This window comes from Streptomyces sp. NPDC057010 (genome assembly GCF_042673805.1).
GTDB lineage: Bacteria > Actinomycetota > Actinomycetes > Streptomycetales > Streptomycetaceae > Streptomyces.
The window spans coordinates 66237-89785 of record NZ_JBHUSC010000006.1 but is presented as its reverse complement, the minus strand read 5'-3'; the positions used below and the strand labels follow the sequence as shown (position 1 = coordinate 89785).

The following is a 23549-nucleotide window of genomic DNA, read 5'->3' as shown; positions in this document are numbered from 1 at the left end:
GCTGATGCCGACCATTCTCGTCATCGCATCCCGGGAGGACTGGCCCACCGATCGGGTGGTGAAGATCCTCGCCGAGGATCGCGGCGCCGAGGTGTTCCGCCTCGACGCTGAAGACTTCCCGCAGCAGCTCACCCTCGCCGGCCGAATCGCCGACCCGCACGGGTGGACCGGGCGGCTCAGCAGCGCCACCCGCAGCCTTGATCTCTCCGACGTGGCGAGCTGCTACTACCGCACGCCGAACCCCTTCCGCTTTCCCGAGGGCATGTCCGGACCCGAGCGCCAATTCGCCATGGCGCAGGCGCGAGCCGGCCTCGGCGGGATCATCGCGGCACTTGACTGCCGATGGGTTAGCCACCCCTCGGCCATGAGCCGCGCCGAGTACAAGCCCGTCCAGCTCGCCGCCGCGCGCAGCAGCGGACTCGCCATCCCGCAGACGCTCGTCACAAACAGCCCCGACGACGTCCGCAGGTTCACCGCCGAGATCCCCGGGCCGGTCATCTGCAAGCCGATCGCGTCCCCGGTGCTGATCGAGGACGACGAGTTGCGCAGCGTCTACACCCGCGTGGTCACCGAGGACGATCTCGCCGATCTCCGCGGCATCGACACCACGGCGCACATGTTTCAGGCGTGGGTCGACAAGGCTCACGAGGTGCGGCTGACCGTCGTCGGCGACCGCATGTTCGCCGCGGAAGTCCACGCGGGCAGCGAGGCAGCGCGCATCGACTGGCGCAGCGATTACGGCTCGCTCACCTACAAGACGACCACCGTCCCACCTCACGTGGCCGAGGGCGTGCGGCGCCTGATGAGCGCTCTCAATCTGCGCTTCGGCGCCCTCGACTTCATCGTCTCTCCCGTGGGGGAATGGATCTTTCTGGAGGTCAACCCCTGCGGGCAATGGGACTGGATTCAGCACGCCACCGGACACCCCATCGCCGAGGCAATCGCCGACGAGCTGCAAGGAGTCACCCCGTGAGCACGACCATCTCGGCCGACGCCCGCCCCCACCTCGACACGCTCGTGCGGGAACTGCGGAACGCCGGCCTGATCAGATCCGACGCATGGCAGGCAGCGTTCTCCGCCGTACCGCGCGAGGTGTTCGTGCCCCGCTGGTTCGAGCACGAGACGACCGACAAGGGCATCTCGGCATGGCGCGAGCGCACCGTGACGAGCGATTCCCTGCCGCTCGTGTACCGCGACGAGACCCTCGTGACCGCCCTCGACCCGGACACCGCCGAGCAGGTCGACGAGGGGCTGTGGACCGGCATCCCGACCTCGTCGAGCACGCTCCCGAGCGTCCTCGCGGGGATGCTGCAAGAGCTCAAGGTCGAGGACGGCACCACCGTTCTGCATCTCGGCACGGGCCCCGGCTACCTCGTGGCAGTGCTCTGTGCCCGCCTCGGCGACCGGTACGTGTACTCCATGGACATCGACCCGGATCTCGTCCGGGCCGCACAGCAGCGCCTCGCCTCGATCGGGTACGAGCCGCAGCTCGTACCCGACGACGGACGCCAGGGCTACCCGACCGGCGAGCAGTTCGACCGGATCATCAGCACCTGTTCGCTGCCCGAGATCACCGACGGACTCATGCGGTGCACCAGGCCCGGAACCGTGCTCGTGACGAACCTGGGCTTCGGTATCGAGAGCGGCGTCGTGCGCCTCGTGGTGGAGGGCGACGGCCGAGCCGTGGGGCACTTCAGCCCCCACGGGGGCACCTTCATGCCCGCCCGCGGCAACGAGAAGACCTACCCCGTCAAGGACCGCGCCCCGCTCGCCGAAGAGACCGGAACGCGGACTACCAGCGTCACCGGGGCAGACTTCCGCGCGAACTACACCTTCCGCCTGCTGCTCGCCGCCGAGCTGCGCGACGCCGAGTTCGTCTACTACTCCGACCCGGCGACAGGCAACCTGTCGATCCAGCTCCAGCAGCCGGACGGAACATGGGCACGCTCGCCGATCGCGGGCGACCCGACGGTTACGTACGGCGGCTCGCCGTCCCTGTGGCGCAACGTCGAACAGGCGTGGGCGTGGTGGACCGACCAGGGACGCCCCGAGCAGGAACAGTTCGACTACGTCCGCGAGGCGGACGGTTCGGCCCACATCACCCACCACAACAGCGGCCGACGCTGGAACCTCTGAACCCCCATGGCATCGCTGCCCGCCGACCGCATGGTCGGCGGGCAGCGGCGTTCCTGAACTATTTCGCGCCGTCCGCGGGCGCATCCGCAACGACGCCGAGGTGCCGGTGCAGGTCATACCGCGACACCTTGTACGCGCGACCATGGCGCAGGACCCGCACCGGATACCGGTTCGTCCGCGCGAGGTGATACCCGGTGGTTCGACCGAGGTGCAGTGCCCGATTGGCGGTCTCCAGGGGGACCGCGACGGGAAGGGTCATCAGCTCGTCGTGTGTCATCCCCTGCTCTGTGGTGCTCATGATCTGCCCCCTGGGACATCGGTGTGCACGTCGGCCCGGTGGTGCCGAGTAGTGCTAGATCAGCAACGTACGATCAAGACTGGTGCTTTGCAACCAACAAAGCTAGCTTTGCGATATGCACAGTCACCAGACACTGGGCGACATCGTCGCCGCCCAGATCCGCCGGCACCGCGAGCGCCTCGGCATGAACAGGCACGAGCTCGCCGCCGAGTGCGCCCGCCTCGGGCGTCCCGACATCACGTACGCCGTGATCGTCAGCATCGAGACCGGTCGATCCGGCGGCGAGGGTAAACAGCGCCGCCGTCCGGTGGACGTCGACGACCTGTTCGTGCTCGGCCTCGCCCTCGCCACTCCGCCGCTGCTCCTGATGCTCCCTCTCGGGAGCGAGGACACAGTGCCCACCGTTCCGGCCGCCGACCCGCGCGACCCGTACACGGTGTGGCAGTGGATGACCGGCGAGGCGACGCCGACGCTCGACGGGCCCCTCGACGGGCGGTACGTCCCCGATTCCCGGCAGATCGCCGGCACCGGCCAGACGTGGGCCGCCGCATGGGCCACAGCGGCCTATCCGGCCTCGCTGTACCCCGAGCTCGCACGGCGCCGCGAAACGGCCCACAAGGCCCGGCTACGCGCCGCACTCGACCCATCCGCACAGACCGAGTACGTCGACCGCCTCGACGAGCTCGCGCAGATCGTCAACGACATGCACCGCGCAAGCCTCACCGTCCCCACTCTGCCAACCGAGTTGGGCGACGACTTGAAGCGGCTCGGCCTGCTCGACCATCCCGACCAGATCAACCCGAGAGGTACTGAGTGACCGCGAAAGGCACAACGACGAAACGCTGCTACTGCCGCGACAAGGCCGGCAAGCCGCTGGGCAGTTCCTGCCCCAAGCTCAAGCAGCGCACCCACGGCGTGTGGTCGATCCGGCAGGAACTGCCCCCGACCAAGGACGGCGATCGCCGACTGTTCCGCCGCGCCGGATACGACACGCAGACCGAGGCGCAGGCAGACCTCGACAAGGTTCGCGCCCTGCTGAACATCGCCGACAAGGACGACAAGGACGGCCGCGCCCGCATCGGCGACCTGCTCGAATCCGTCGGCGCGACCAAGGAAGCGATCCCCGACTACGACGAGACGAAGCGCAAGTTCGGCACCGGCCAGTCGCTCACGCAGCACATGACCGTCGCCGAGTGGCTCGACCTGTGGCTCACCGGAAAGAAGGCACTGCGCAAGAGCGGACACGACCGGTACGAGCTCGACATCCGGTGCCACTTGCGCCCACGGGTCGGGCACATCCGCCTCGACCGCCTCACCGTGCCGCACCTCGACGCCATGTTCGAGGGCATCGCCGAGACGAACATCGAAATCACCGAGGCGAACACCACGCGTCGCGCCGCGGTCGCCGAGCTCAAGACGATCCCTTGGAAGGGAGGAGAGAACCGCGCCCGACGTAAGGCCATGCGCGAGGCCATCGACGCCATGCCGCCGTTTCGACGGATCACCGGGCCCTCGACGCAGCAGCACATCAGGGCGACCCTGCGGGCCGCGCTGAACACGGCGATAGCCCGAGGCTCGATCACGTTCAACGCCGCGCAGCACGTCGAGCTCGTCGCCGCCAAGCGTCCGAAAGCGATGGTGTGGACCGACGCGCGCATCGCCGAGTGGCTGCGCACCGGCGAGAAGCCGAGCGCTGTCATGGTGTGGACGCCCGAGCAGGCGGGCGCGTTCCTCGACTTCCTCGCCGACTTCCGGCACCGGCTGCTGCCGTTGTTCCACTTGATCACGTTCCGAGGTCTGCGCCGCGGCGAGGCGTGCGGCGTCCGGTGGTCCGACTACAACACCGGCACGGGCGAGCTCACGGTCGCGACGCAGCTCGTGCAGGACGGTTGGGAAGTCGTCGAGTCGGCGCCCAAGACGGACAGCGGCGAGCGGATCATCTCGCTCGACGAGTACACCGTCGAGGTGCTCGAAGCGCATCGGACCAAGCAGGGCGCCGAGCGCATCGAATGGGGCGAGGCGTGGCAGGACACGGGCCGGATGTTCACTCAGGAAAACGGCGAGTGGATTCACCCCGGGTGGTTGACCGACCAGTTCGAGCGGCTCGTCGAGCTGTCCGGTCTGCCGCCGATCCGTCTGCATGATCTGCGGCACGTCGCCGCCTCGCTCATGCTCGCGGCCGGCGTCGACGTCAAGATCGTGTCCGAGACCCTCGGCCACAGTGACAGCCGGATCACGCGGGACATCTATCAGTCGGTTATGCCCAAGGCTGCGCGCGACGCCGCCGAGGCTACGGCCGCCATGGTGCCGAGGGGTGCCGTACGGCGGCCCGTTCAGGTCGCCGCTCCGGTCGAGGATGAGGTCGAGGTCACACCGGTACCGGCTCAGCAGAATGGGCACGCAATGGGCACGCAGGACGGCGCGAAGATCATCGCGTCCCGCCGCAGGTTGGCTCAGAACAAGAAAAACCCCAGGTCACGGCGAGTGAGTCCTGGGGTTAATCCGAGCCGCCTTCGGGATTCGAACCCGAGACCTACGCATTACGAGTGCGTTGCTCTGGCCAACTGAGCTAAGGCGGCACCGCTGGTCAGACAAGCATTCCCCCGGAGGAGCGTGCTCATCAGCAGCGGCGCCAAGTCTACAGGGTGCGGAAGGGTGCCCCGAACCGCTTTGCTCAGACTCGGGCAATTGGGGCATATCGGGCTCGACTTTAGGATTTGGAGGTCCCACGGCACTTCTTGCCGGGCTCCGGGGCCTTGCCCTCCAGGAGGTACTGGTTGATCGAGGTGTCGATGCAGTCGCTGCCGCGGCCGTAGGCCGTGTGGCCGTCGCCCTCGTAGGTGAGGAGGGTGCCCGAGTCGAGCTGGTCCGCCAGGGCCTGGGCCCACTTGTACGGGGTCGCCGGGTCGCGCGTCGTGCCGACCACCACGATCGGCGGAGCGCCCTTCGCGGTCAGCGGCTTCGCCGTGCCCGTGGCCTTCACCGGCCAGTACGTGCAGTTCAGCGAGGCCCAGGCCAGGCCCGCGCCGAAGACCGGGGAGGCCTTCTCGAACGAGGGCAGGGCGGACTCGACGGCCTCCGGGCCGGTGAAGGCCGGGGGCTGGTCCAGGCAGTTCACGGCGGCGTTCGCGTACATCAGGTTGGCGTACTTGCCGTCCGGCTCGCGCTCGTAGTAGCTATCGGCGAGGGCCAGCAGGGGCGCTCCGTCCCCGTCCATGGCCGCGCCGAGCGCCTCCCGCAGCTGCGGCCAGGCGCTCTCGTCGTACAGCGCGGCGATCACCCCGGTCGTGGCGAGGGCCTCGCCCAGCGGGCGGGCCGCCTCGCCGGTGGGCACGGGCTGGGCGTCGACCTTGCGGAAGAACTCCTTCAGGCGCGCCCCGATCGCCTCCGGGCTGCCCTTGCCGAGCGGGCAGTCGGACTGCTTCGCGCAGTCCTGGGCGAAGGAGGTGAAGGCCGTCTCGAAGCCCTCCGTCTGGTCGCGGTTCAGGTCGAGCGCCGGACGGGTGGGGTCCATCGCGCCGTCCAGGACCAGCCGGCCGACCCGGTCCGGGAAGAGGTCCGCGTACGTCGCCCCCAGGAAGGTGCCGTACGAGGCCCCGACGTACGTGAGCTTCGCGTCGCCGAGCACCGCCCGCAGCAGGTCCATGTCGCGGGCCGCCTCGACGGTGGAGACGTGCGGCAGGATCCGCTTCGAGCGCTCCTCGCAGCCCGCCGCGAACTCCTTGAACGCGGTCACCAGCTGGGCCTGCTCGGCCGCGGTGTCCGGCGTCTGGTCCACCTGCGTGTACTTGTCCATCGCCGGCCCGGTCAGGCACTCGACGGGGTTGCTGCGGTCCACCCCGCGAGGGTCGAAGGAGACCATGTCGTACCGGGCGCGGACGGGCGCGGGATAGCCGATCCCCGCGTACGCCTGGAGGTAGCCGATGCCGGAGCCGCCGGGGCCGCCCGGATTCACCACCAGCGAGCCGAGCCGCTTGCCCGGGCCCGTGGCCTGGCGGCGGGCCACCGCGATGTCCACGTCCTGTCCGGAGCCGGGGTCCGCGTAGTCCAGCGGGGCCTTCATGGTGGAGCACTGGAATCCCGGGACACCGCAGTCGCGCCAGGTCAGCTTCTGCTCGTAGTACGGGCGCAGCGCGACCGGGTCGGGGGACGGCTGCGCCGAGGGCGTGGCGGAGGACGCGGAGGCCTTCGGCCCTCCCGACCCGCCCGAGGTGCATCCGGAGAGCAGCAGCCCGGCGGCGGCGATCACGGTCCCGGTGGTGCGCAGCAGGCTCCTGGTGTCCATTCCCGGAGCCTACGTCCTGTCGGCGGGGCCCGGCGGGCGGCCGTGCACCGGACGGCCGCACGCCTTCCGTGGCCCGCACCGGGCCTGCCACGGACCGGGCCCGTGCCGACCCGGACGGCCGGTCCGCCCGTACGGGTGAGCCGGTCAACCGGGGACGGCCGCTGCGCCTCAGCCCGCGCGCAGCGACATCGTCATCGCCTCGACCGCGAGGAGGGGGGCCACATTGCGGTCCAGGGCGTCCCGGCAGGCGATGATCGCCTCGATCCGGCGCAAGGTCCGCTCGGGACCCGAGGCACGGGCGATCCGGTCGAGGTCCGGGCGTATCTCCTCGTTGGCGATGGCCACCGACGAGCCGAGCTGCAGGGCCAGCACATCGCGGTAGAAACCGGTGAGGTCCGTCAGCGCCAGGTCGAGGCTGTCGCGCTGGGTACGGGTACGGCGGCGCTTCTGCCGGTCCTCCAGCTCCTTCATCACACCCGCCGTGCCCCGCGGCATCCGGCCGCCGGTGCCGGCGGCGGCGCCGAGTGCGGCCCGCAGCTCCTCGGTCTCCTTGGCGTCGACCTCCTCCGCGACCTGCTTGGCGTCCTCGGCGGCGGCGTCGACCAGCTCCTGCGCGGCCTTGAGGCAGCCGCCCACGTCGTCCACGCGGAGCGGGAGCTTCAGCACGGCGGCCCGGCGGGAGCGGGCGGCCTCGTCGGTGGCGAGCCGGCGGGCCCGGCCGATGTGCCCCTGGGTCGCGCGGGCGGCGGCCGCGGCGACGGCGGGCTCGATGCCGTCACGCCGGACCAGCACCTCGGCGACGGCGCCGACGGGCGGGGTGCGCAGCGTCAGGTGCCGGCAGCGGGAGCGGATCGTGGGCAGCACGTCCTCCAGGGAGGGCGCGCACAGCAGCCACACCGTCCGCGGAGCGGGTTCCTCCACGGCCTTGAGGAGCACGTTGCCCGCGCCCTCGGTGAGCCGGTCCGCGTCCTCCAGGACGATGACCTGCCAGCGGCCCACCGCCGGGGAGAGCTGCGCCCGGCGGACCAGGTCGCGGGTCTCCTTCACGCCGATGGACAGCAGGTCCGTACGGACGATCTCCACATCGGCGTGCGTGCCGACCAGGGTGGTGTGGCAGCCGTCGCAGAAGCCGCAGCCGGGCTCGCCCCCGAGGGCGCGGTCGGGGCTGGTGCACTGCAGGGCGGCCGCGAAGGCCCGGGCGGCGGTGGACCGCCCGGAGCCGGGCGGGCCGGTGAACAGCCAGGCGTGGGTCATCTTGGACGCGGTGGGCGCCTCGCCCCCCTGCTCGACGGCCGTGACCAGGGCGTCGGCGTCACGGGCGGCGGCGGCCAGCTGCGTCTGGACCCGCTCCTGACCCACCAGGTCGTCCCATACGGGCATCCCGCCCACCACCTTTCACTCTCCGTGCACCCATTGTGGCGGGCGCCACTGACAATCCGGTCCAGCCGGCTCCGCCGCGGTCAGCGGCGGCGGCGCGGGCCCCGGTCGTCGTCCTCGTCGTCCCCGTGGGGGCCCAGCAGTTCGTCAGCCAGCGTCGGCAGGTCGTCCAGCGGGGTCTCCTCGGCCCAGTCCGGGCGCGGGCGCCGCGGGCGGCCGTCGTCGCCGAGCACCGGGAGCTCCCGCGTCCTGTCGTTGCCGGAGTCGGTGCCGGAGTCCCGGAAGATGTTCGGCGGCACCCGGTCGGCCGGGTTCTCGTCGGAACGCCTGCTCGTGGGACGCGAGGCGGACCGGGACGCTCCGGTCCCACCGGACGGCCGTACGGGCGGCTGCACGACGGGCGGCAGGACGGCCGTCTCGTCGGTGGCCCGGACCGGCGGCAGCACCGAGGTGTCCGCGGCGGAGGCGTCCGCCGCCGGATCGACCTTCGGGACCGGGACGGTCTGCGTGACGTCGTCCGGCCGTACGACCCGCCTGTCGACCAGCGGGGTCTCGACCGTCACGGCGTCGTCCGCCTGCGGGGCCTTCGTCATGCCGACCTTCGGCGAGGCAGAGGGAGCGGGAGCCGGAGCCGGAGCCTCCGCAGCCGACGTGGCGGCGGCAGTGGCAGCCGCAGCCGCAGCCGCCTCGGCGGCCTTCGCCGCCTGCTCGGCCGCCGCGGCGGCCGCCAGCCGGCGCGCCTCCTCGGCCTTCAGCAGGGCCTCCTCCGCCCGCCGCTGCTTCTCCAGGCGCCGCTCCTCGGCCTCGGCCCGCAGCCGGGCCTCCTCCTCGGCCTGCCTGCGCAGCCGCTCGGCCTCCGCGGCCCGCGCCTTCTCCTCGGCCTCCGCGCGCAGCCGCTCGGCCTCGGCCCGGGCCCGGGCCTCCTCCTCGGCGCGCTGCCGCTCCTCCGCCGCCCTGCGGGCGGCCTCCGCCTCGGCCCTGATGCGGGCCTCCTCGGCCTCGCGGGCCAGCCGGGCCTCCTCCTCGGCCTTCAGCCGGGCTTCCTCCGCCCTGCGCGCCGCCTCTTCCTCGGCCTTGCGGCGGGCCTCCTCCTCGGCGAGGCGCCGGGCCTCCGCCTGGGCAGCCACCTCGGCCTCGGAGAGCGGGAGCATGCGGTCCAGGCGGTGCCGTACGACGGTGGTCACCGAGTCCGGATCCTGGCCCGCGTCGACCACGAGGTAACGCCCGGGGTCGGCCGCGGCCAGCGTCAGGAACCCGGACCGCACCCGCTGGTGGAACTCCGCCGGCTCCGACTCCAGCCGGTCCGGAGCCTCCGTGAACCGCTCCCGCGCCGCCTCCGGCGAAACGTCGAGCAGCACGGTCAGGTTCGGGACAAGCCCGTCGGTGGCCCAGCGCGAGATCCGGGCGATCTCGGTCGGGGAGAGGTCACGGCCGGCGCCCTGGTAGGCCACCGAGGAGTCGATGTAGCGGTCGGAGATGACCACCGCCCCGCGCTCCAGGGCCGGGCGCACCACCGTGTCCACGTGTTCCGCGCGGTCGGCGGCGTACAGCAGCGCCTCGGCGCGGTTCGACAGCCCGGCCGAGGAGATGTCGAGCAGGATCGAGCGGAGCCGCTTGCCGACCGGGGTGGCCCCCGGCTCGCGCGTCACGACGACCTCGTGGCCCTTGCCCCGTATCCATTCGGCCAGCGCCTGCACCTGGGTGGACTTGCCGGCTCCGTCGCCGCCCTCCAGGGCGATGAAGAAACCGGTGGCGGAGGGCGCCTGCACCGGCTCCCCGCCGCGCAGCGCCTCGCGCAGGTCGCGCCGCAGCGGTACGCCACTGCGGTCGTCGGCCTTGGTCAGCACCACCACGGCGACCGGCAGCAGCAGCGCGCCCACCAGCATGAGGGTGAAGGCCGCCCCGCCGTGCGAGAAGACGATCTCGGCGCCGGTGAGCCGGTGCGGCCCGATCACGGCGGCCAGTACGGGGGCGAGGACGGCTCCGACGGCGATGGCGACCCGGACGACGGCCTGGAGGTGCTCGGTGACCCGGGCCCGGCGGAACTCCTCGGTCTCCTGGTCCAGCAGGGTGTGCCCGGTGTTGGCGGCGACGCCCGCGGCGGTGCCGGCGAGCAGCGACAGGAAGAGCACGGTCGCGGTGTCCGGGACCAGCCCGGTGAGCAGCAGCGCCAGGCCGGCCGTCGCTATGGCGAGGGCGAGCAGGCGGCGCCGGGACAGGCCGGGCAGCACCTTCCCGGCCTGGGCGGCGCGGATGCCGGCGGCGGTGCCGCCGACCAGCGCGAGGACCGCCAGGGCGAAGGAGGCCGGGCCGCCGCCGAGGTCGAAGGCGTGCAGTACGGAGACGGCGACGGCGCAGGACACCGCTCCGGCGACCGCGGCGCAGGCCAGGACCAGGAGGGGGATGGCGCCCGTACGGCCCTTGTCGGGGCGGTCTCCCGCCTTGGGGGCGCGCAGGCCCTCCAGCGGGGAACGGGGGCGCGGGGTCTTCGTGCCGGGCAGGACCAGCGGGAGCAGCAGCGACACGGACGCCGCGAAGAGGCCGGAGGCCACGTACGAGCCGAGGGCGGCCTGGTTCTCGGCGAACCAGTCGATGCCGAGGCCGAGGGCCTTTCCGACCAGGGTGGCGGCGAGCAGCACGGCGGCGGCGACCGGGAGCGCCGCGAAGGCCGTACGGAGCGTCAGGCGCCGCAGCGCGTCCAGGTGGTCCGGCAGTGGCCGTACGGTCGCCCCCTCCGGCGGCGGCGCGGGCAGCAGGGCGGGAGCGGCGCTGTCCTTGGCCACCGTCCACAGCCGCTCGGCGGCGCCGGCGACGAAGACGGTGGCCAGCAGCGCGGTGAGCGCGTGGGCCGGGATCCAGTCGAGCCACAGCGGCGCGACGACGAACAGCCCGAGACGGACCCCGTCGGCGCCGATCATCGTCCAGCGGCGGTCCAGCTTGCCACCGGGGCCGATGAGCCCGGGCAGCGGGCCCAGCAGAACCGCGCCGAAGAGGAGGGTGGCCAGGATCCGGACCCCGAACACGGTGGCGACGGCGAGGGCCGCGCCACGGTAGCCGTCGCCGAAGGGACCTGCCGAGGGCGCGGTGACCGCGGCCTGCAGGGCCAGCAGCACCAGCACCAGCAGGGCGAGGGCATCGCCGATGCCGCTCACGAGCTGGGCGCTCCACAGCCGGCGCAGCCTGGGGGTGCGCAGCAGTGCGCGCACCGCACGCTCGCGGGAATCCGCGGCTAGGGCTTCGTCGTAGGTGGGGTTCGCGGGGGCGGTCACGACCGTCGGCTGCTCGGCTCGCGTCATCCGCCCAGCCTATCCGCTGCGCTTGGCAGCTGCGGAGGCCTGTGGACAAGGTCCCCTGTGACCCCGGACCCACCTCCCGGGGCTCCGCCCGGACCCCGCGCCTCGAACGCCGGCGGGGCTGGATGCGCCCGTATCGGCGCCGAACGGACGCAGGCCCCGCGCACAGCGCGGGGCCTGCGTCTGCGGCCTGCGGCTACTCGTCCGCCGGGGCGGACGCCGCCGTCTTCTTGGCCACCGTCTTCTTGGCCACCGTCTTCTTGGCGGTCGTCTTCTTCGCGGCGGTCTTCTTCGCGGCAGCGGCCTTCGTCGCGGTCGCCTTCTTCGCCGGGGCCTTCTTCGCGGCGGCCTTCTTGGCCGTCTTCTTCGCCGGCCCCTTCGCCCGCTTCTCCGCGAGCAGCTCGTAGCCCCGCTCCGGCGTGATCGTCTCGACGTCGTCGTCCCGCCGCAGCGTCGCGTTCGTCTCGCCGTCCGTCACGTACGGCCCGAAGCGGCCGTCCTTCACGACCACCGGCTTCTCGCTCACCGGGTCGGTGCCCAGTTCCTTCAGCGGCGGCTTGGCCGCGGCCCGGCCCCGCTGCTTCGGCTGCGCGTAGATCGCGAGCGCCTCGTCCAGCGTGATGGAGAACAGCTGGTCCTCGGTCTCCAGCGACCGCGAGTCCGTGCCCTTCTTCAGGTACGGGCCGTAGCGGCCGTTCTGGGCCGTGATCTCCACGCCCTCCGCGTCCGCACCGACCACACGCGGCAGGGACATCAGCCGCAGCGCGTCGTCCAGCGTGACCGAGTCGAGCGACATCGACTTGAACAGCGAGGCCGTGCGCGCCTTGACGGCGTTCTTGCCCGTCTTCGGCGTGCCCTCGGGGAGGATCTCCGTCACGTACGGCCCGTAGCGGCCGTCCTTCGCGACGATCTCGTTCCCGCTGACCGGGTCCTTGCCGAGCGCGAACTCCCCGCTCGGCTTGGCGAACAGCTCCTCCGCGTACGCGACCGTCAGCTCGTCCGGAGCCATGTCGTCCGGTACGTCGGCCCGCTGGTGGCCCTCGGCGTCCTTCTCGCCCCGCTCCACGTACGGCCCGTAGCGGCCGACCCGCAGCACGATGCCCTCGCCGACCGGGAAGGAGGAGATCTCCCGGGCGTCGATCGCGCCCAGGTCCGTGACCAGCTCCTTCAGGCCGCCGAGCGCGTCACCGTCGGCCGGCACGACCTCGGTGGCGTCCTCCGAGCCGAAGTAGAACCGCTTCAGCCACGGCACGGACTGGGCCTCGCCCCGCGCGATGCGGTCGAGGTCGTCCTCCATCTTCGCGGTGAAGTCGTAGTCCACCAGGCGCCCGAAGTGCGTCTCCAGCAGGTTGACCACGGCGAAGGACAGGAAGGACGGCACGAGCGCCGTGCCCTTCTTGAAGACGTAGCCGCGGTCGAGGATCGTGCCGATGATCGACGCGTAGGTCGACGGGCGGCCGATCTCCCGCTCTTCCAGCTCCTTGACCAGCGAGGCCTCGGTGTAGCGGGCCGGCGGCTTGGTGGAGTGGCCGTCCGCCGTGATCTCCTCGGCGGCGAGCGCGTCGCCCTCCGCGACCTGCGGGAGGCGCTTCTCGCGGTCGTCGAGCTCGGCGTTCGGGTCGTCCGCGCCCTCGACGTACGCCTTCATGAAGCCGTGGAAGGTGATCGTCTTGCCGGAGGCGGTGAACTCGGCGTCGCGCCCGTCCGAGGCCGTGCCGCCGATCTTCACGGTGACCGAGTTGCCGGTCGCGTCCTTCATCTGGGAGGCGACGGTCCGCTTCCAGATGAGCTCGTACAGGCGGAACTGGTCGCCGGTCAGACCCGTCTCGGCCGGAGTGCGGAAACGATCACCCGAAGGACGAATCGCCTCGTGCGCCTCCTGCGCGTTCTTGACCTTGCCCGCGTAGACGCGCGGCTTCTCCGGCAGGTAGTCGGCGCCGTAGAGCTGCGTGACCTGCGCCCGCGCCGCCGACACCGCGGTGTCGGAGAGCGTCGTGGAGTCCGTACGCATATAGGTGATGAAGCCGTTCTCGTACAGCTTCTGCGCCACCTGCATCGTGGCCTTCGCGCCGAAGCCCAGCTTGCGCGAGGCCTCCTGCTGGAGCGTCGTCGTACGGAACGGGGCGTACGGGGAGCGCCGGTACGGCTTGGACTCGACCGAGCGGACGGCGAACGAGGTGTCGGCGAGGGCGGCGGCCAGCGCGCGGGCGTTCGCCTCGTCGAGGTGCAGCACCTCGCTCTTGAGCTGCCCGTTCGCGCCGAAGTCGCGGCCCTGGGCGACGCGCTTGCCGTCGACCGTGTTCAGGCGGGCGACCAGCGACGACGGGTCGGAGGGGTCGCCGGCGCGGCCGGTGGAGAAGGTTCCGGTCAGGTCCCAGTACTCGGCGGAGCGGAAGGCGATGCGCTCGCGCTCCCGCTCGACGACGAGGCGGGTGGCCACCGACTGGACGCGGCCGGCCGACAGGCGCGGCATGACCTTCTTCCACAGGACCGGCGAGACCTCGTAGCCGTAGAGGCGGTCGAGGATGCGGCGGGTCTCCTGGGCGTCGACCATGCGCTGGTTGAGCTCGCGCGGGTTGGCGACGGCGTCGCGGATCGCGTCCTTGGTGATCTCGTGGAAGACCATCCGGTGGACGGGGACCTTGGGCTTGAGGACTTCCTGCAGGTGCCACGCGATGGCTTCGCCCTCGCGGTCCTCATCGGTGGCGAGGAAGAGTTCGTCGGAATCGGCCAGCAGCTCCTTGAGCTTCCTGACCTGGGCCTTCTTGTCGGCATTCACGACGTAGATCGGCTGGAAGTCGTGCTCGACGTCCACGCCGAGGCGGCGGACCTCGCCGGTGTACTTGTCGGGGACCTCGGCCGCGCCGTTCGGGAGGTCGCGGATGTGCCCGACGCTCGCCTCGACGACGTATCCCGGGCCGAGGTAGCCCTTGATCGTCTTCGCCTTGGCAGGGGACTCGACGATGACGAGTCGGCGGCCGCCCTTTGCGGTCTCGCTAGTCGGGGACAACTTGGCTCTTCTCTCCGGTCGGCACGGTCGGCACTCGGTCGCGGTTCGGCGACGCTGCGGAGTGTGACGGTACAACCCGCCCCCGTGTCAAACGGCACAAGCCCGCAACGGCCACTCGAACGGTAACCCGACAAGTGCCATTTCTGCCGCCCGGATGCCGCGCCGGACCCTTCGCGATCACCGGGCCGAGTGGCCGGGGGGCCGTCTGGCCCCGCCTGCGCACCCGTCCCCGCGGCGGTCCCCAGGAGCACTTTCACCACGGCTTCCACGACCGCTTTGACGTCGGCATTCCTGGCCGGAACCCGTCCCGTCGCACCCCCGCGTCAGTGCCGCGCGGGGCACCGCACCCCGAGGGTCGTCGACCCCCCGCCGGCGCGCAGGGCCGGCGGGACGGCCACGACGGGGCGCACGCCCTCAGCCACCGGCGCGCGGTGCCGGGCGCGCGCCCCCGGGCAGGCCGGCAGAGCGGCCCCGAACAGCAGAAACACGGGCCCCGCGAAGATCCCCGGGCCGTCTTCCGTGCAGCTCCCCCCACCCCGGGCCGCTCCCGGGATCCCCCCGGATCCCGCTGCGCACGACCCTGACAGCCCGGGGCGTACGGGGGGGCGAACCCCGGGTTACATTCAGGTTCCGGCTACCGCGCGGGGCCCGTCACCGGCTCCAGGAAGCCCTGCTCGACCAGCATCCGGATGGCCTCCGGGGTGCGGTCCCGCAGAACGACCGGATCCTCCTGCACGAGCTGCGCGATCGCGTCCAGGATCCGGCCCGCGGTCAGTGAGCCGTCACACACTCCGGCGAAGCCCGCCCCGACCGTGTCGACCTTGGTGGCGCGCCGCATCCCGCGGTTCTGCCGGAGCACCACGTGCTCCGGGTCCTCCGCGCCGGGCGCGCCGACCTGCTCCTGGACCACTTCAGCGGTGAGGGCGAAGTACCCCTCCAGCAGGGCCGCGTCGTCGTGGTCCCGGAGGTAGTCCTGGCGGGCGAAGTGGGCCAGGACGGTCTCGCCGAGCGGCTGCTCCACCGAGTGCGGCCACTCCTCGATCACGATCGAGGGCTCGGCCGCGTCCGACCGGCGCAAGGTGATCCACCCGAAGCCGACGGACTTGGTCTTGCGGGCTTCGAACTCGTCCAGCCAGTCCTCGTAGCGGCTCGCGTACTCGGCCGGGTCGGTGCGGTGGTCGCCCGCGTCGCGCAGCCACAGCTCCGCGTACTGCGTCACGTCCTGCACGTCACGCTGCACGATCCACGCGTCGCAGCCGCGCGGCACCCAGGAGCGGACCCGGTCGTGCCAGTCCTCGCCCTCCACGTGCTGCCAGTTCCCGAGGAACTGCGCGTACCCGCCGGGGTTCAGCCGCGCGCCGGCCTGCTGCACCAGGATCCGGCACAGGTCGTCGCCGCCCATCCCGCCGTCCCGGTACGTCAGCCGGGCGCCGGGGGAGATCACGAAGGGCGGGTTCGACACGATCAGGTCGTACGTCGCCTCTCCGACGGGCTCGAAGAGCGACCCGGCGAGCAGCTCGGCCTCCGGGGCGCCGGACAGCGCCAGCGTCAGACGGGTGAACTCCAGCGCGCGCGGGTTGACGTCGGTGGCGGTGACCCGGGTGGCGTGCTGGGCGGCGTGCAGCGCCTGGATGCCCGATCCGGTGCCGACGTCGAGGGCCGAGCCGACCGGGATGCGCACGGTGATCCCGGCCAGGGTGGTCGAGGCGCCGCCGACGCCCAGGACCACGCCCTCCTCGCGGCTGCCGATCCCGCCGGCCCCGCCGACGGAGCAGCCGAGGTCGGAGACGATGAACCAGTCCTCGCCGTCCGGGCCGCCGTACGGGCGCACGTCGACGGTGGCGTGCACCTCGTCGCCCTCGCGCCGCAGCCAGCCGTCGGCCAGCGCCACGTCGACGGGCAGCGCGGCCCCGGCGTGCACGTGCGGCACGGGCTGCTGGAGCAGGAACAGCCGGACCAGGCAGGCGAGCGGGCCGTCGCCGCGCGTCGCGCGCAGGGCGGGGACCGTCTCGCTGCGGGCCAGCGCGGCGTAGGCGGGGGCGCCGAGCAGTTCGAGCAGCCCGTCGGCGGTGAAGCCGTTCGCGAGGAAGGCGGCGCGCAGCTCGGCGGCGTGGTCGGGCGAGGGGAGGCTGGTGGTACTCACCCGACCATTGTGTCCGCTGGGGCCCGTCTTGCCGATCAGCCGGGCCCCGGCTCGCGCGGGGCGGGGCGGCAGCACGGCGGCGCGGAACGTGCGACGGGGCGGCCGCGGCCCTTCCTCGGGCCCCGGCCGCCCCGGTCGGTCTCGGGTCAGCTCACCGCGACTACTTGGGCGACGGCGAGGGCGCCGCGACCTGGCAGCCCTTCTGGCTGTTCATCGCCTTGTCCAGACCGCCCGCGTTGAGCTCGGCGAGGGCGTCCTTGCCGCCCTTCGCAGCCGCCTCCAGACCGCCGGCCACCTCCTTGAGGCCCTCGGCGAACTTCGTCTGGTCCTTGGCGTCCAGAGCGTCCATCTTGGTCTTCAGGTCGGCGTAGCCCTTGGAGGTCTCCTCGAAGCCCTTGACCGCCTTGTCCAGGGTGGTCTGGCCGTTCTTGACCGGCGGAACTCCCGCGCCCTGCAGGGCGGACCCCATCGTCTTGTACGACTCGGACATCGTCCCGAACGCCGCCGAGTCCGTCTTCTGGACCTCGTCGGGCTTGCTGCTCTCCGTCGCCACGCGCTTGATGTCGGCGTTGGCCGCCTCGATCTTCTTGAGTTCGGGCTGCCACTGGTCGCAGACCTTCTTGGCCCAGTCGTCGGCCTTCTTGTCGCTGTCGTCCCCGCCGCAACCGGACAGCACGAGCATCAGTACCGCACCGCCCGACAATGCGGCCGCAAGCTTCTTGTTCACCGGATTGGTCCCTTCGAAGGCTCTCGGCCCGGAAGATACACGGCTGCCATCCGGCGGCGCACAAAGGCGGACAGACGGCGCGTCAGTCCGCGCCGCCTGTCCGCCGTTCGGGCGCACGGCCGGCCCTGCCCGGCTCTGCCCGTACCGCTGTCGTGCCTCGGGTCAGGAGACCGTCGCCGGGTCGGCCTGCTTGGCCACCCGCTCGGCGGCCCCGCCCTGGCCCTCGTCGCCCACCGCGATGCCGCGGCGCTTGGAGACGTACACCGCGCCGACGATGATCACGATCGCCAGCGCCGCCACGATCGCCCGTACGGTCGCGCTGGTGTCCGCGCCGTAGCTGAACTGCACGACGGCCGGGGCGATCAGCAGCGCCACCAGGTTCATGACCTTCAGCAGCGGGTTGATCGCCGGGCCGGCGGTGTCCTTGAACGGGTCGCCGACCGTGTCGCCGATGACCGTCGCGGCGTGGGCCTCGCTGCCCTTGCCGCCGTGGTGGCCGTCCTCGACGAGCTTCTTCGCGTTGTCCCACGCGCCACCGGAGTTGGCGAGGAAGACGGCCATCAGCGTGCCCGTGCCGATGGCCCCGGCGAGGAAGGAGCCGAGCGCGCCGACACCGAGGGAGAAGCCCACGGCGATCGGGGTGAGGACGGCGAGCAGGCCGGGCGTGGCGAGCTCGCGCAGCGCGTCCTTGGTGCAGATGTCCACGACGCGCCCGTACTCGGGCTTCTCGCTGTAGTCCATGATCCCGGGGTGCTCGCGGAACTGGCGGCGCACCTCGTAGACCACGGCGCCCGCGGAGCGGGAGACCGCGTTGATGGCCAGGCCCGAGAACAGGTAGACGACGGCCGCGCCCAGGATCAGCCCGACCAGGTTGTTGGGCTGTGCGATGTCGAGGCTGAGGTTCATCTCCCCGGCCTTGGCACCGACTTCCTTGATCGCGCCCGCGATCGCGTCGTTGTACGAGCCGAAGAGCGCGGCCGCGGCGAGCACGGCCGTGGCGATGGCGATGCCCTTGGTGATGGCCTTGGTGGTGTTGCCCACGGCGTCCAGGTCGGTCAGGACCTGCGCGCCGGCGCCCTCGACGTCGCCGGACATCTCGGCGATGCCCTGGGCGTTGTCGGAGACGGGTCCGAAGGTGTCCATGGCGACGATGACGCCGACGGTGGTGAGCAGGCCGGTGCCGGCCAGGGCCACCGCGAAGAGCGCGAGCATGATCGACGTGCCGCCGAGCAGGAACGCCCCGTAGACGCCGAGGCCGATGAGCAGCGCCGTGTAGACGGCGGACTCCAGGCCGACGGAGATGCCGGCGAGGACGACGGTGGCCGCGCCGGTCAGGGAGGACTTGCCGATGTCCCGGACGGGACGGCGGTTGGTCTCGGTGAAGTAGCCGGTCAGCTGCTGGATCAGGGCCGCGAGCAGGATGCCGATGGCGACGGCGACGAGGGCCAGGACGCGCGGGTCGCCGGAGTGCCCGGTGATGGCGGCGTTCTCGACGCCGACGAGCTCCTTGTAGCTGGACGGCAGGTACGCGAAGACGGCGATCGCGACCAGCACCATCGAGATCACGGCGGAGATGAAGAAGCCGCGGTTGATGGCGGTCATGCCGCTGCGGTCGCTGCGGCGCGGGGAGACCGCGAAGATGCCGATCATCGCGGTGATGACGCCGATGGCGGGCACGATGAGCGGGAAGGCGAGGCCCAGGTCGCCGAAGGCGGCCTTGCCCAGGATGAGGGCGGCCACCAGGGTGACGGCGTACGACTCGAAGAGGTCGGCCGCCATTCCGGCGCAGTCTCCGACGTTGTCGCCCACGTTGTCGGCGATGGTCGCGGCATTGCGCGGGTCGTCCTCCGGAATGCCCTGCTCGACCTTGCCGACCAGGTCGGCGCCGACGTCGGCGGCCTTGGTGAAGATGCCGCCGCCCACGCGCATGAACATCGCGATCAGCGCGGCGCCGAGGCCGAAGCCCTCCAGGACCTTGGGGGCGTCGGCGGCGTAGACCAGGACGACGCAGGAGGCGCCGAGCAGGCCGAGGCCGACGGTGAACATGCCGACCACGCCACCCGTGCGGAAGGCGATCTTCATCGCCTTGTGGGCGACCTCGGTCAGGTCCTTGGCGGGCCCGCCCTCGGCGGGGGTGGCCTCGCGTGCGGCGGCGGCGACGCGGACGTTGGCGCGGACCGCGAGGCGCATGCCGATGTAGCCGGTGGCCGCCGAGAAGAGGGCGCCCACGAGGAAGAAGGCGGAACGTCCCGCCCGCTGCGACCAGGTGTCGGCGGGGAGCAGGAAGAGCAGGAAGAAGACCACGACGGCGAAGACGCCAAGGGTGCGCAGCTGCCGGCCGAGGTAGGCGTTGGCGCCTTCCTGGACGGCCGCGGCGATCTTCTTCATGCTGTCGGTTCCTTCGTCGGCGGCGAGGACCTGGCGGACCAGGATCTGCGCGACGACGAGGGCGGCCAGTGCCACGGCCGCGATGACGATCACGATAAGGCGATTGTCATCGGTGAGTACTGCGGCTGCCAGATCGGTGGTGGCATCCGGCGCGATAGGGGTGAAGAGCCCCGTCATTCGTCCTCCTTGACGTGATGAGCTCAAGATGTGGACGGATTGTAGGGAGCGCGCCCTGATCAAAACAGTGCGCAGGAAACGGAATTGGCGTGCTCTTGCTCCTCAGCAATAGATCGCGTCACTCCATTACCCCCGAAAGTGCTAATGGTTCAAAGCCATTGACGCCCCATCAATGATCTAGGAAATGCGTTCAGGCATGAAAAAGGCCCTGCTCAGCAGGGCCTTGATAAAGATCGGAAGATACGAAGGAATGCGGGGCGCAGTGGATCTACGGAAGGTCGGAGCTCCCCGACACGGGCCAGCTCATCCGGATGGTCCCGCCCGATTCCCCACTGGTCACCTCGACGTCGTCGACGAGCCCGCTGATCACGGCGAGGCCCATCTCGTCCTCGCCCTCGTTGTCCGGGTCCAGGACGGCGTCGATGCCGGACACGGCGTCGCCCGGGCCGCCGCCCGGTCCGGGGACCTCGTCTCCGACCTCGATGGAGAACACCTTCTCCTCCTCGGTCAGGACGACCCGGACGGGCGCGGTGAGCCCGTTGCTGAGGTGCAGCCCGACGGCGCGCGAACAGGCCTCGCCCACGGCGAGGCGGACCTCGTCGAGCACGGCTTCGTCCACGCCGGCCCGCCGCGCCACGGCGGCCGCGACCAGGCGGGCCGTCCGGACGTGTTCGGGCTGGGCGCTGAAGCGCAGTTCAACGGTGGCCATGCGCGTCCCCCTCGGACTACGGGCGTGCCTTGACAGGGGACCGGGCCAACCGTGGCCCGGTGCCCCCGCTCTCCTCGTCGGCTCCCTGCTCCAGGGAGCCGTCAGTCGGTGGCGTTGACGGCGTCTTCCACGGTGGTGTGGATCGGGAACACCTTGGTCAGACCGGTGATGCGGAAGATCTTCAGGATGCGCTCCTGGTTGCACACCAGTCGCAGCGAACCCTCGTGCGCGCGGACGCGCTTGAGGCCTCCCACGAGCACACCAAGTCCGGTGGAGTCGAGGAAGTCCACTCGCTCCATGTCGACAACCAGGTGGTAGCTGCCGTCGTTCACCAACTCGACCAACTGCTCGCGCAGCTTGGGCGCGGTATACACATCAATCTCGCCACCGACCTCCACGACCGTACGGTCGCCGACAGTGCGAGTCGACAGGGACAGGTCCACGGATCCTCCAGCACCTTGCTATCGAGCGGCGCCCCCCAGGGGCCTCCCCACCCGAAGGTAGGTGAGGGATTGGCTGCCGCGATGGCATTCAATCACTTACCGGCAGGCGCGCACGACGCCTTCGGACCATTGTCCCGCACGCCGGTGACACACTCGGTTCCAATGGCCAATACTCACCGTCCCGGTCGGCCCACGCCACCCGCGGACGCCCGACCCACCCCCGGCACGGTCCTGGACCGGCTGTCACGGGGGCCTTCCCGAGCTGCGCGCATCACTCATACGGAGCACTTGCCCCCTCGGGCGGGCCGTCATGCAGTCTGGCCCGACCGCATCCGAACGGATGTCGTAGCCGCGATTCAGGCGGCCGGGATCGGCCATCCGTGGGAACACCAGGCCGCGGCGGCCGAGCACGCCCTGGACGGCGAGTCCGTGGTCGTCGCCACCGGCACCGCCTCGGGCAAGTCGCTGGCCTACCTGGCGCCCGTCCTCTCGGCCCTCGCGGACGGTGCCGAGGCCGCGAACGGGCGGGGGGCCACCGGCCTCTACCTGGCCCCCACCAAGGCCCTGGCGGCCGACCAGCGGCGCGCCGTGCGGGAGCTGGCCGCCCCGCTCGGCAACGCGGTCCGCCCGGCCGTCTACGACGGCGACACGCCCGTCGAGGAACGCGAATGGGTGCGCCAGTACGCCAACTACGTCCTCACCAACCCCGACATGCTGCACCGCGGGATCCTCCCGGCCCACCCGCGCTGGGCCTCCTTCCTGCGGGCCCTGCGCTACGTCGTGATCGACGAGTGCCACACCTACCGCGGGGTATTCGGCTCCCACGTGGCCCAGGTGCTGCGCCGGCTGCGGCGGCTGTGCGCCCGCTACGGCTCCGAGCCGGTCTTCCTGCTGGCCTCCGCCACCGCCAGCGACCCGGCGGCGGCCGCCTCCCGGCTGACCGGGGTCCCGGTGATCGAGATCACCGACGACGCCTCCCCGCGCGGAGAGGTGGTCTTCGCCCTCTGGGAGCCGCCGCTCCTCACCGAGCTGCGGGGCGAAAAAGGCGCGCCGGTACGCCGTACAGCCACGGCGGAGACCGCCGACCTGCTGACCGACCTGGTCGTGCAGGGCGTCCGTACGGTCGCCTTCGTCCGCTCCCGGCGCGGCGCCGAGCTGATCTCCGTGATCGCCCAGGAACGCCTCTCCGAAGTGGACCGCTCGCTGGCCCGGCGTGTCGCCGCCTATCGGGGCGGCTACCTGCCCGAGGAGCGCCGGGCCCTGGAGCGGGCCCTGCACTCCGGGGAGCTGCTGGGCCTGGCCGCCACGACCGCCCTGGAGCTGGGCGTGGACGTCTCGGGCCTGGACGCCGTGCTGATCACCGGCTACCCGGGCACCCGGGCCTCCCTGTGGCAGCAGGCGGGCCGCGCCGGGCGCTCGGGCCAGGGCGCCCTGGCCGTGCTGATCGCCCGCGACGACCCCCTGGACACCTACCTCGTCCACCATCCGGAGGCGCTGTTCCGCCGTCCGGTGGAAGCCACCGTCCTGGACCCCGACAACCCGTACGTCCTCGCCCCCCACCTGTGCGCGGCGGCGGCCGAGCTGCCCCTGACCGATGCCGACCTGAAGCTCTTCGGGCCGGCCACCCACGACCTCCTCCCCCAGCTGGAAGCGGCGAAGCTGCTGCGCCGCCGAGCGACGGCCTGGCACTGGACCCGCCGGGAGCGGGCCTCGGACCTGACCGACATCCGGGGCGGCGGCGGCCGCCCGGTGCAGATCGTCGAGGCCTCGACCGGCCGGCTGCTGGGCACGGTCGACGAGTCCGCCGCCCACACCGCCGTCCACGACGGGGCCGTCCACCTCCACCAGGGCCGCACGTACCTCGTGAAGCACCTGGACCTGGAGGACGCGGCGGCCCTCGTGGAGGAGGCGAACCCGCCCTTCTCCACCACCGCCCGCGACACCACCTCCATCTCCATCCTCGAAACCGAAACCGAGATCCCCTGGGGCGGGGCCCGGCTCTGCTACGGCTCGGTCGAGGTCACCAACCAGGTCGTCTCCTACCTGCGCCGCAAGCTGATCACCGGCGAGGTCCTGGGCGAGGCCAAGCTGGACCTGCCGCCCCGCACCCTGCGCACCAGGGCCGTGTGGTGGACGGTCACCGAGGACCAGCTCGACGAGGCCCGGATCAACCCGGAGATCCTCGGCGGCGCGCTACACGCCGCCGAGCACGCCTCCATCGGCCTGCTCCCGCTGTTCGCCACCTGCGACCGCTGGGACATCGGCGGCGTCTCCGTGCCGCTGCATCCCGACACCCTCCTCCCCACGGTCTTCGTCTACGACGGCCACCCCGGCGGCGCCGGATTCGCCGAGCGGGCCTTCCACACGGCCCGCGCCTGGCTGACGGCCACCCGCGACGCGATCGCGGCCTGCGAATGCGACGCCGGCTGCCCCTCCTGCATCCAGTCCCCCAAGTGCGGCAACGGCAACGACCCCCTCCACAAGCGCGGCGCCATCCGCCTCCTCACCCGCCTCCTCTCCGAATCCCCGACCCCCGACCGAACCGACCCCGACCAGCCCTGAC

The 23549-nt window shown here is 71.8% G+C and carries 14 protein-coding genes, 1 tRNA gene and 1 pseudogene; 5 read left to right on the top strand and 11 right to left on the bottom strand.

The window, feature by feature from the left end:
* Positions 1–4 precede the first annotated feature (4 nt).
* Together tgmB and ACFTXQ_RS09490 are read left to right on the top strand one after the other, a co-directional pair.
* Positions 5–973: an ATP-grasp ribosomal peptide maturase gene (gene tgmB, locus ACFTXQ_RS09495; protein ID WP_382637615.1), complete on the top strand. Its 969-nt coding sequence runs from the start codon at positions 5–7 to the stop codon at positions 971–973.
* Positions 970–2136, top strand: coding sequence for a methyltransferase domain-containing protein (locus ACFTXQ_RS09490; RefSeq protein WP_382637612.1), 1167 nt, complete (start codon positions 970–972; stop codon positions 2134–2136). The genes tgmB and ACFTXQ_RS09490 overlap by 4 nt, the downstream gene beginning before the upstream one ends.
* A 58-nt stretch (positions 2137–2194) precedes the next feature.
* Here ACFTXQ_RS09490 and ACFTXQ_RS09485 read toward each other — a convergent pair whose 3' ends face one another.
* Positions 2195–2434, bottom strand: a complete 240-nt coding sequence (locus ACFTXQ_RS09485) for an integrase (protein ID WP_382637609.1) — start codon at positions 2432–2434, stop codon at positions 2195–2197.
* Between the two features lie 115 nt (positions 2435–2549).
* Here ACFTXQ_RS09485 and ACFTXQ_RS09480 point away from each other — a divergent pair, with 115 nt between their 5' ends.
* Positions 2550–3251 carry a hypothetical protein gene (locus ACFTXQ_RS09480; RefSeq protein ID WP_382637607.1) on the top strand — a complete coding sequence of 234 codons (702 nt, stop codon included), beginning with the start codon at positions 2550–2552 and terminating at the stop codon, positions 3249–3251.
* Positions 3248–4744 (top strand): annotated as a pseudogene (locus ACFTXQ_RS09475) (tyrosine-type recombinase/integrase); the annotation flags it as partial. The gene ACFTXQ_RS09480 and the pseudogene ACFTXQ_RS09475, both read left to right, overlap by 4 nt.
* Before the next feature lie 195 nt (positions 4745–4939).
* Here ACFTXQ_RS09475 and ACFTXQ_RS09470 read toward each other — a convergent pair.
* The 10 genes from ACFTXQ_RS09470 to bldG form a co-directional block, all read right to left on the bottom strand.
* Positions 4940–5013, bottom strand: a tRNA-Thr gene (locus tag ACFTXQ_RS09470).
* A 131-nt stretch (positions 5014–5144) separates the two neighbouring features.
* Positions 5145–6719 carry an alpha/beta hydrolase gene (locus tag ACFTXQ_RS09465; RefSeq protein ID WP_382637604.1) on the bottom strand — a complete coding sequence of 525 codons (1575 nt, stop codon included), beginning with the start codon at positions 6717–6719 and terminating at the stop codon, positions 5145–5147.
* A gap of 168 nt (positions 6720–6887) precedes the next feature.
* Positions 6888–8099, bottom strand: coding sequence for a DNA polymerase III subunit delta' (locus tag ACFTXQ_RS09460; protein WP_382637601.1), 1212 nt, complete (start codon positions 8097–8099; stop codon positions 6888–6890).
* Positions 8100–8179: 80 nt separating this feature from the next.
* The gene (tmk, locus tag ACFTXQ_RS09455; RefSeq protein ID WP_382637598.1) at positions 8180–11392 is read right to left on the bottom strand and encodes a dTMP kinase; all 3213 of its coding nucleotides are present in this window, start codon (positions 11390–11392) and stop codon (positions 8180–8182) included.
* A 193-nt stretch (positions 11393–11585) separates the two neighbouring features.
* Positions 11586–14399, bottom strand: coding sequence for a type I DNA topoisomerase (topA, locus tag ACFTXQ_RS09450; RefSeq protein WP_382637595.1), 2814 nt, complete (start codon positions 14397–14399; stop codon positions 11586–11588).
* Positions 14400–15033: 634 nt separating this feature from the next.
* The gene (locus tag ACFTXQ_RS09445) at positions 15034–16542 is read right to left on the bottom strand and encodes a methyltransferase (protein ID WP_382637592.1); all 1509 of its coding nucleotides are present in this window, start codon (positions 16540–16542) and stop codon (positions 15034–15036) included.
* A gap of 160 nt (positions 16543–16702) precedes the next feature.
* A complete protein-coding gene (locus ACFTXQ_RS09440) occupies positions 16703–17269 on the bottom strand; it encodes a small secreted protein (protein ID WP_382637590.1) in 567 nt (188 codons plus the stop codon).
* Positions 17270–17431: 162 nt separating this feature from the next.
* The gene (locus ACFTXQ_RS09435; RefSeq protein ID WP_382637588.1) at positions 17432–19834 is read right to left on the bottom strand and encodes a sodium-translocating pyrophosphatase; all 2403 of its coding nucleotides are present in this window, start codon (positions 19832–19834) and stop codon (positions 17432–17434) included.
* 268 nt (positions 19835–20102) lie between these two features.
* Positions 20103–20543 (bottom strand): ATP-binding protein, encoded by a 441-nt coding sequence (locus tag ACFTXQ_RS09430; protein ID WP_382637586.1) that lies wholly within the window; start codon positions 20541–20543, stop codon positions 20103–20105.
* Positions 20544–20644: 101 nt separating this feature from the next.
* Positions 20645–20986 (bottom strand): anti-sigma factor antagonist BldG, encoded by a 342-nt coding sequence (bldG, locus tag ACFTXQ_RS09425; RefSeq protein WP_008743037.1) that lies wholly within the window; start codon positions 20984–20986, stop codon positions 20645–20647.
* A gap of 81 nt (positions 20987–21067) precedes the next feature.
* Between bldG and ACFTXQ_RS09420 the strand changes: the two genes are divergently transcribed.
* Positions 21068–23548: a DEAD/DEAH box helicase gene (locus tag ACFTXQ_RS09420; RefSeq protein ID WP_382637583.1), complete on the top strand. Its 2481-nt coding sequence runs from the start codon at positions 21068–21070 to the stop codon at positions 23546–23548.
* Position 23549: the final 1 nt, after the last annotated feature.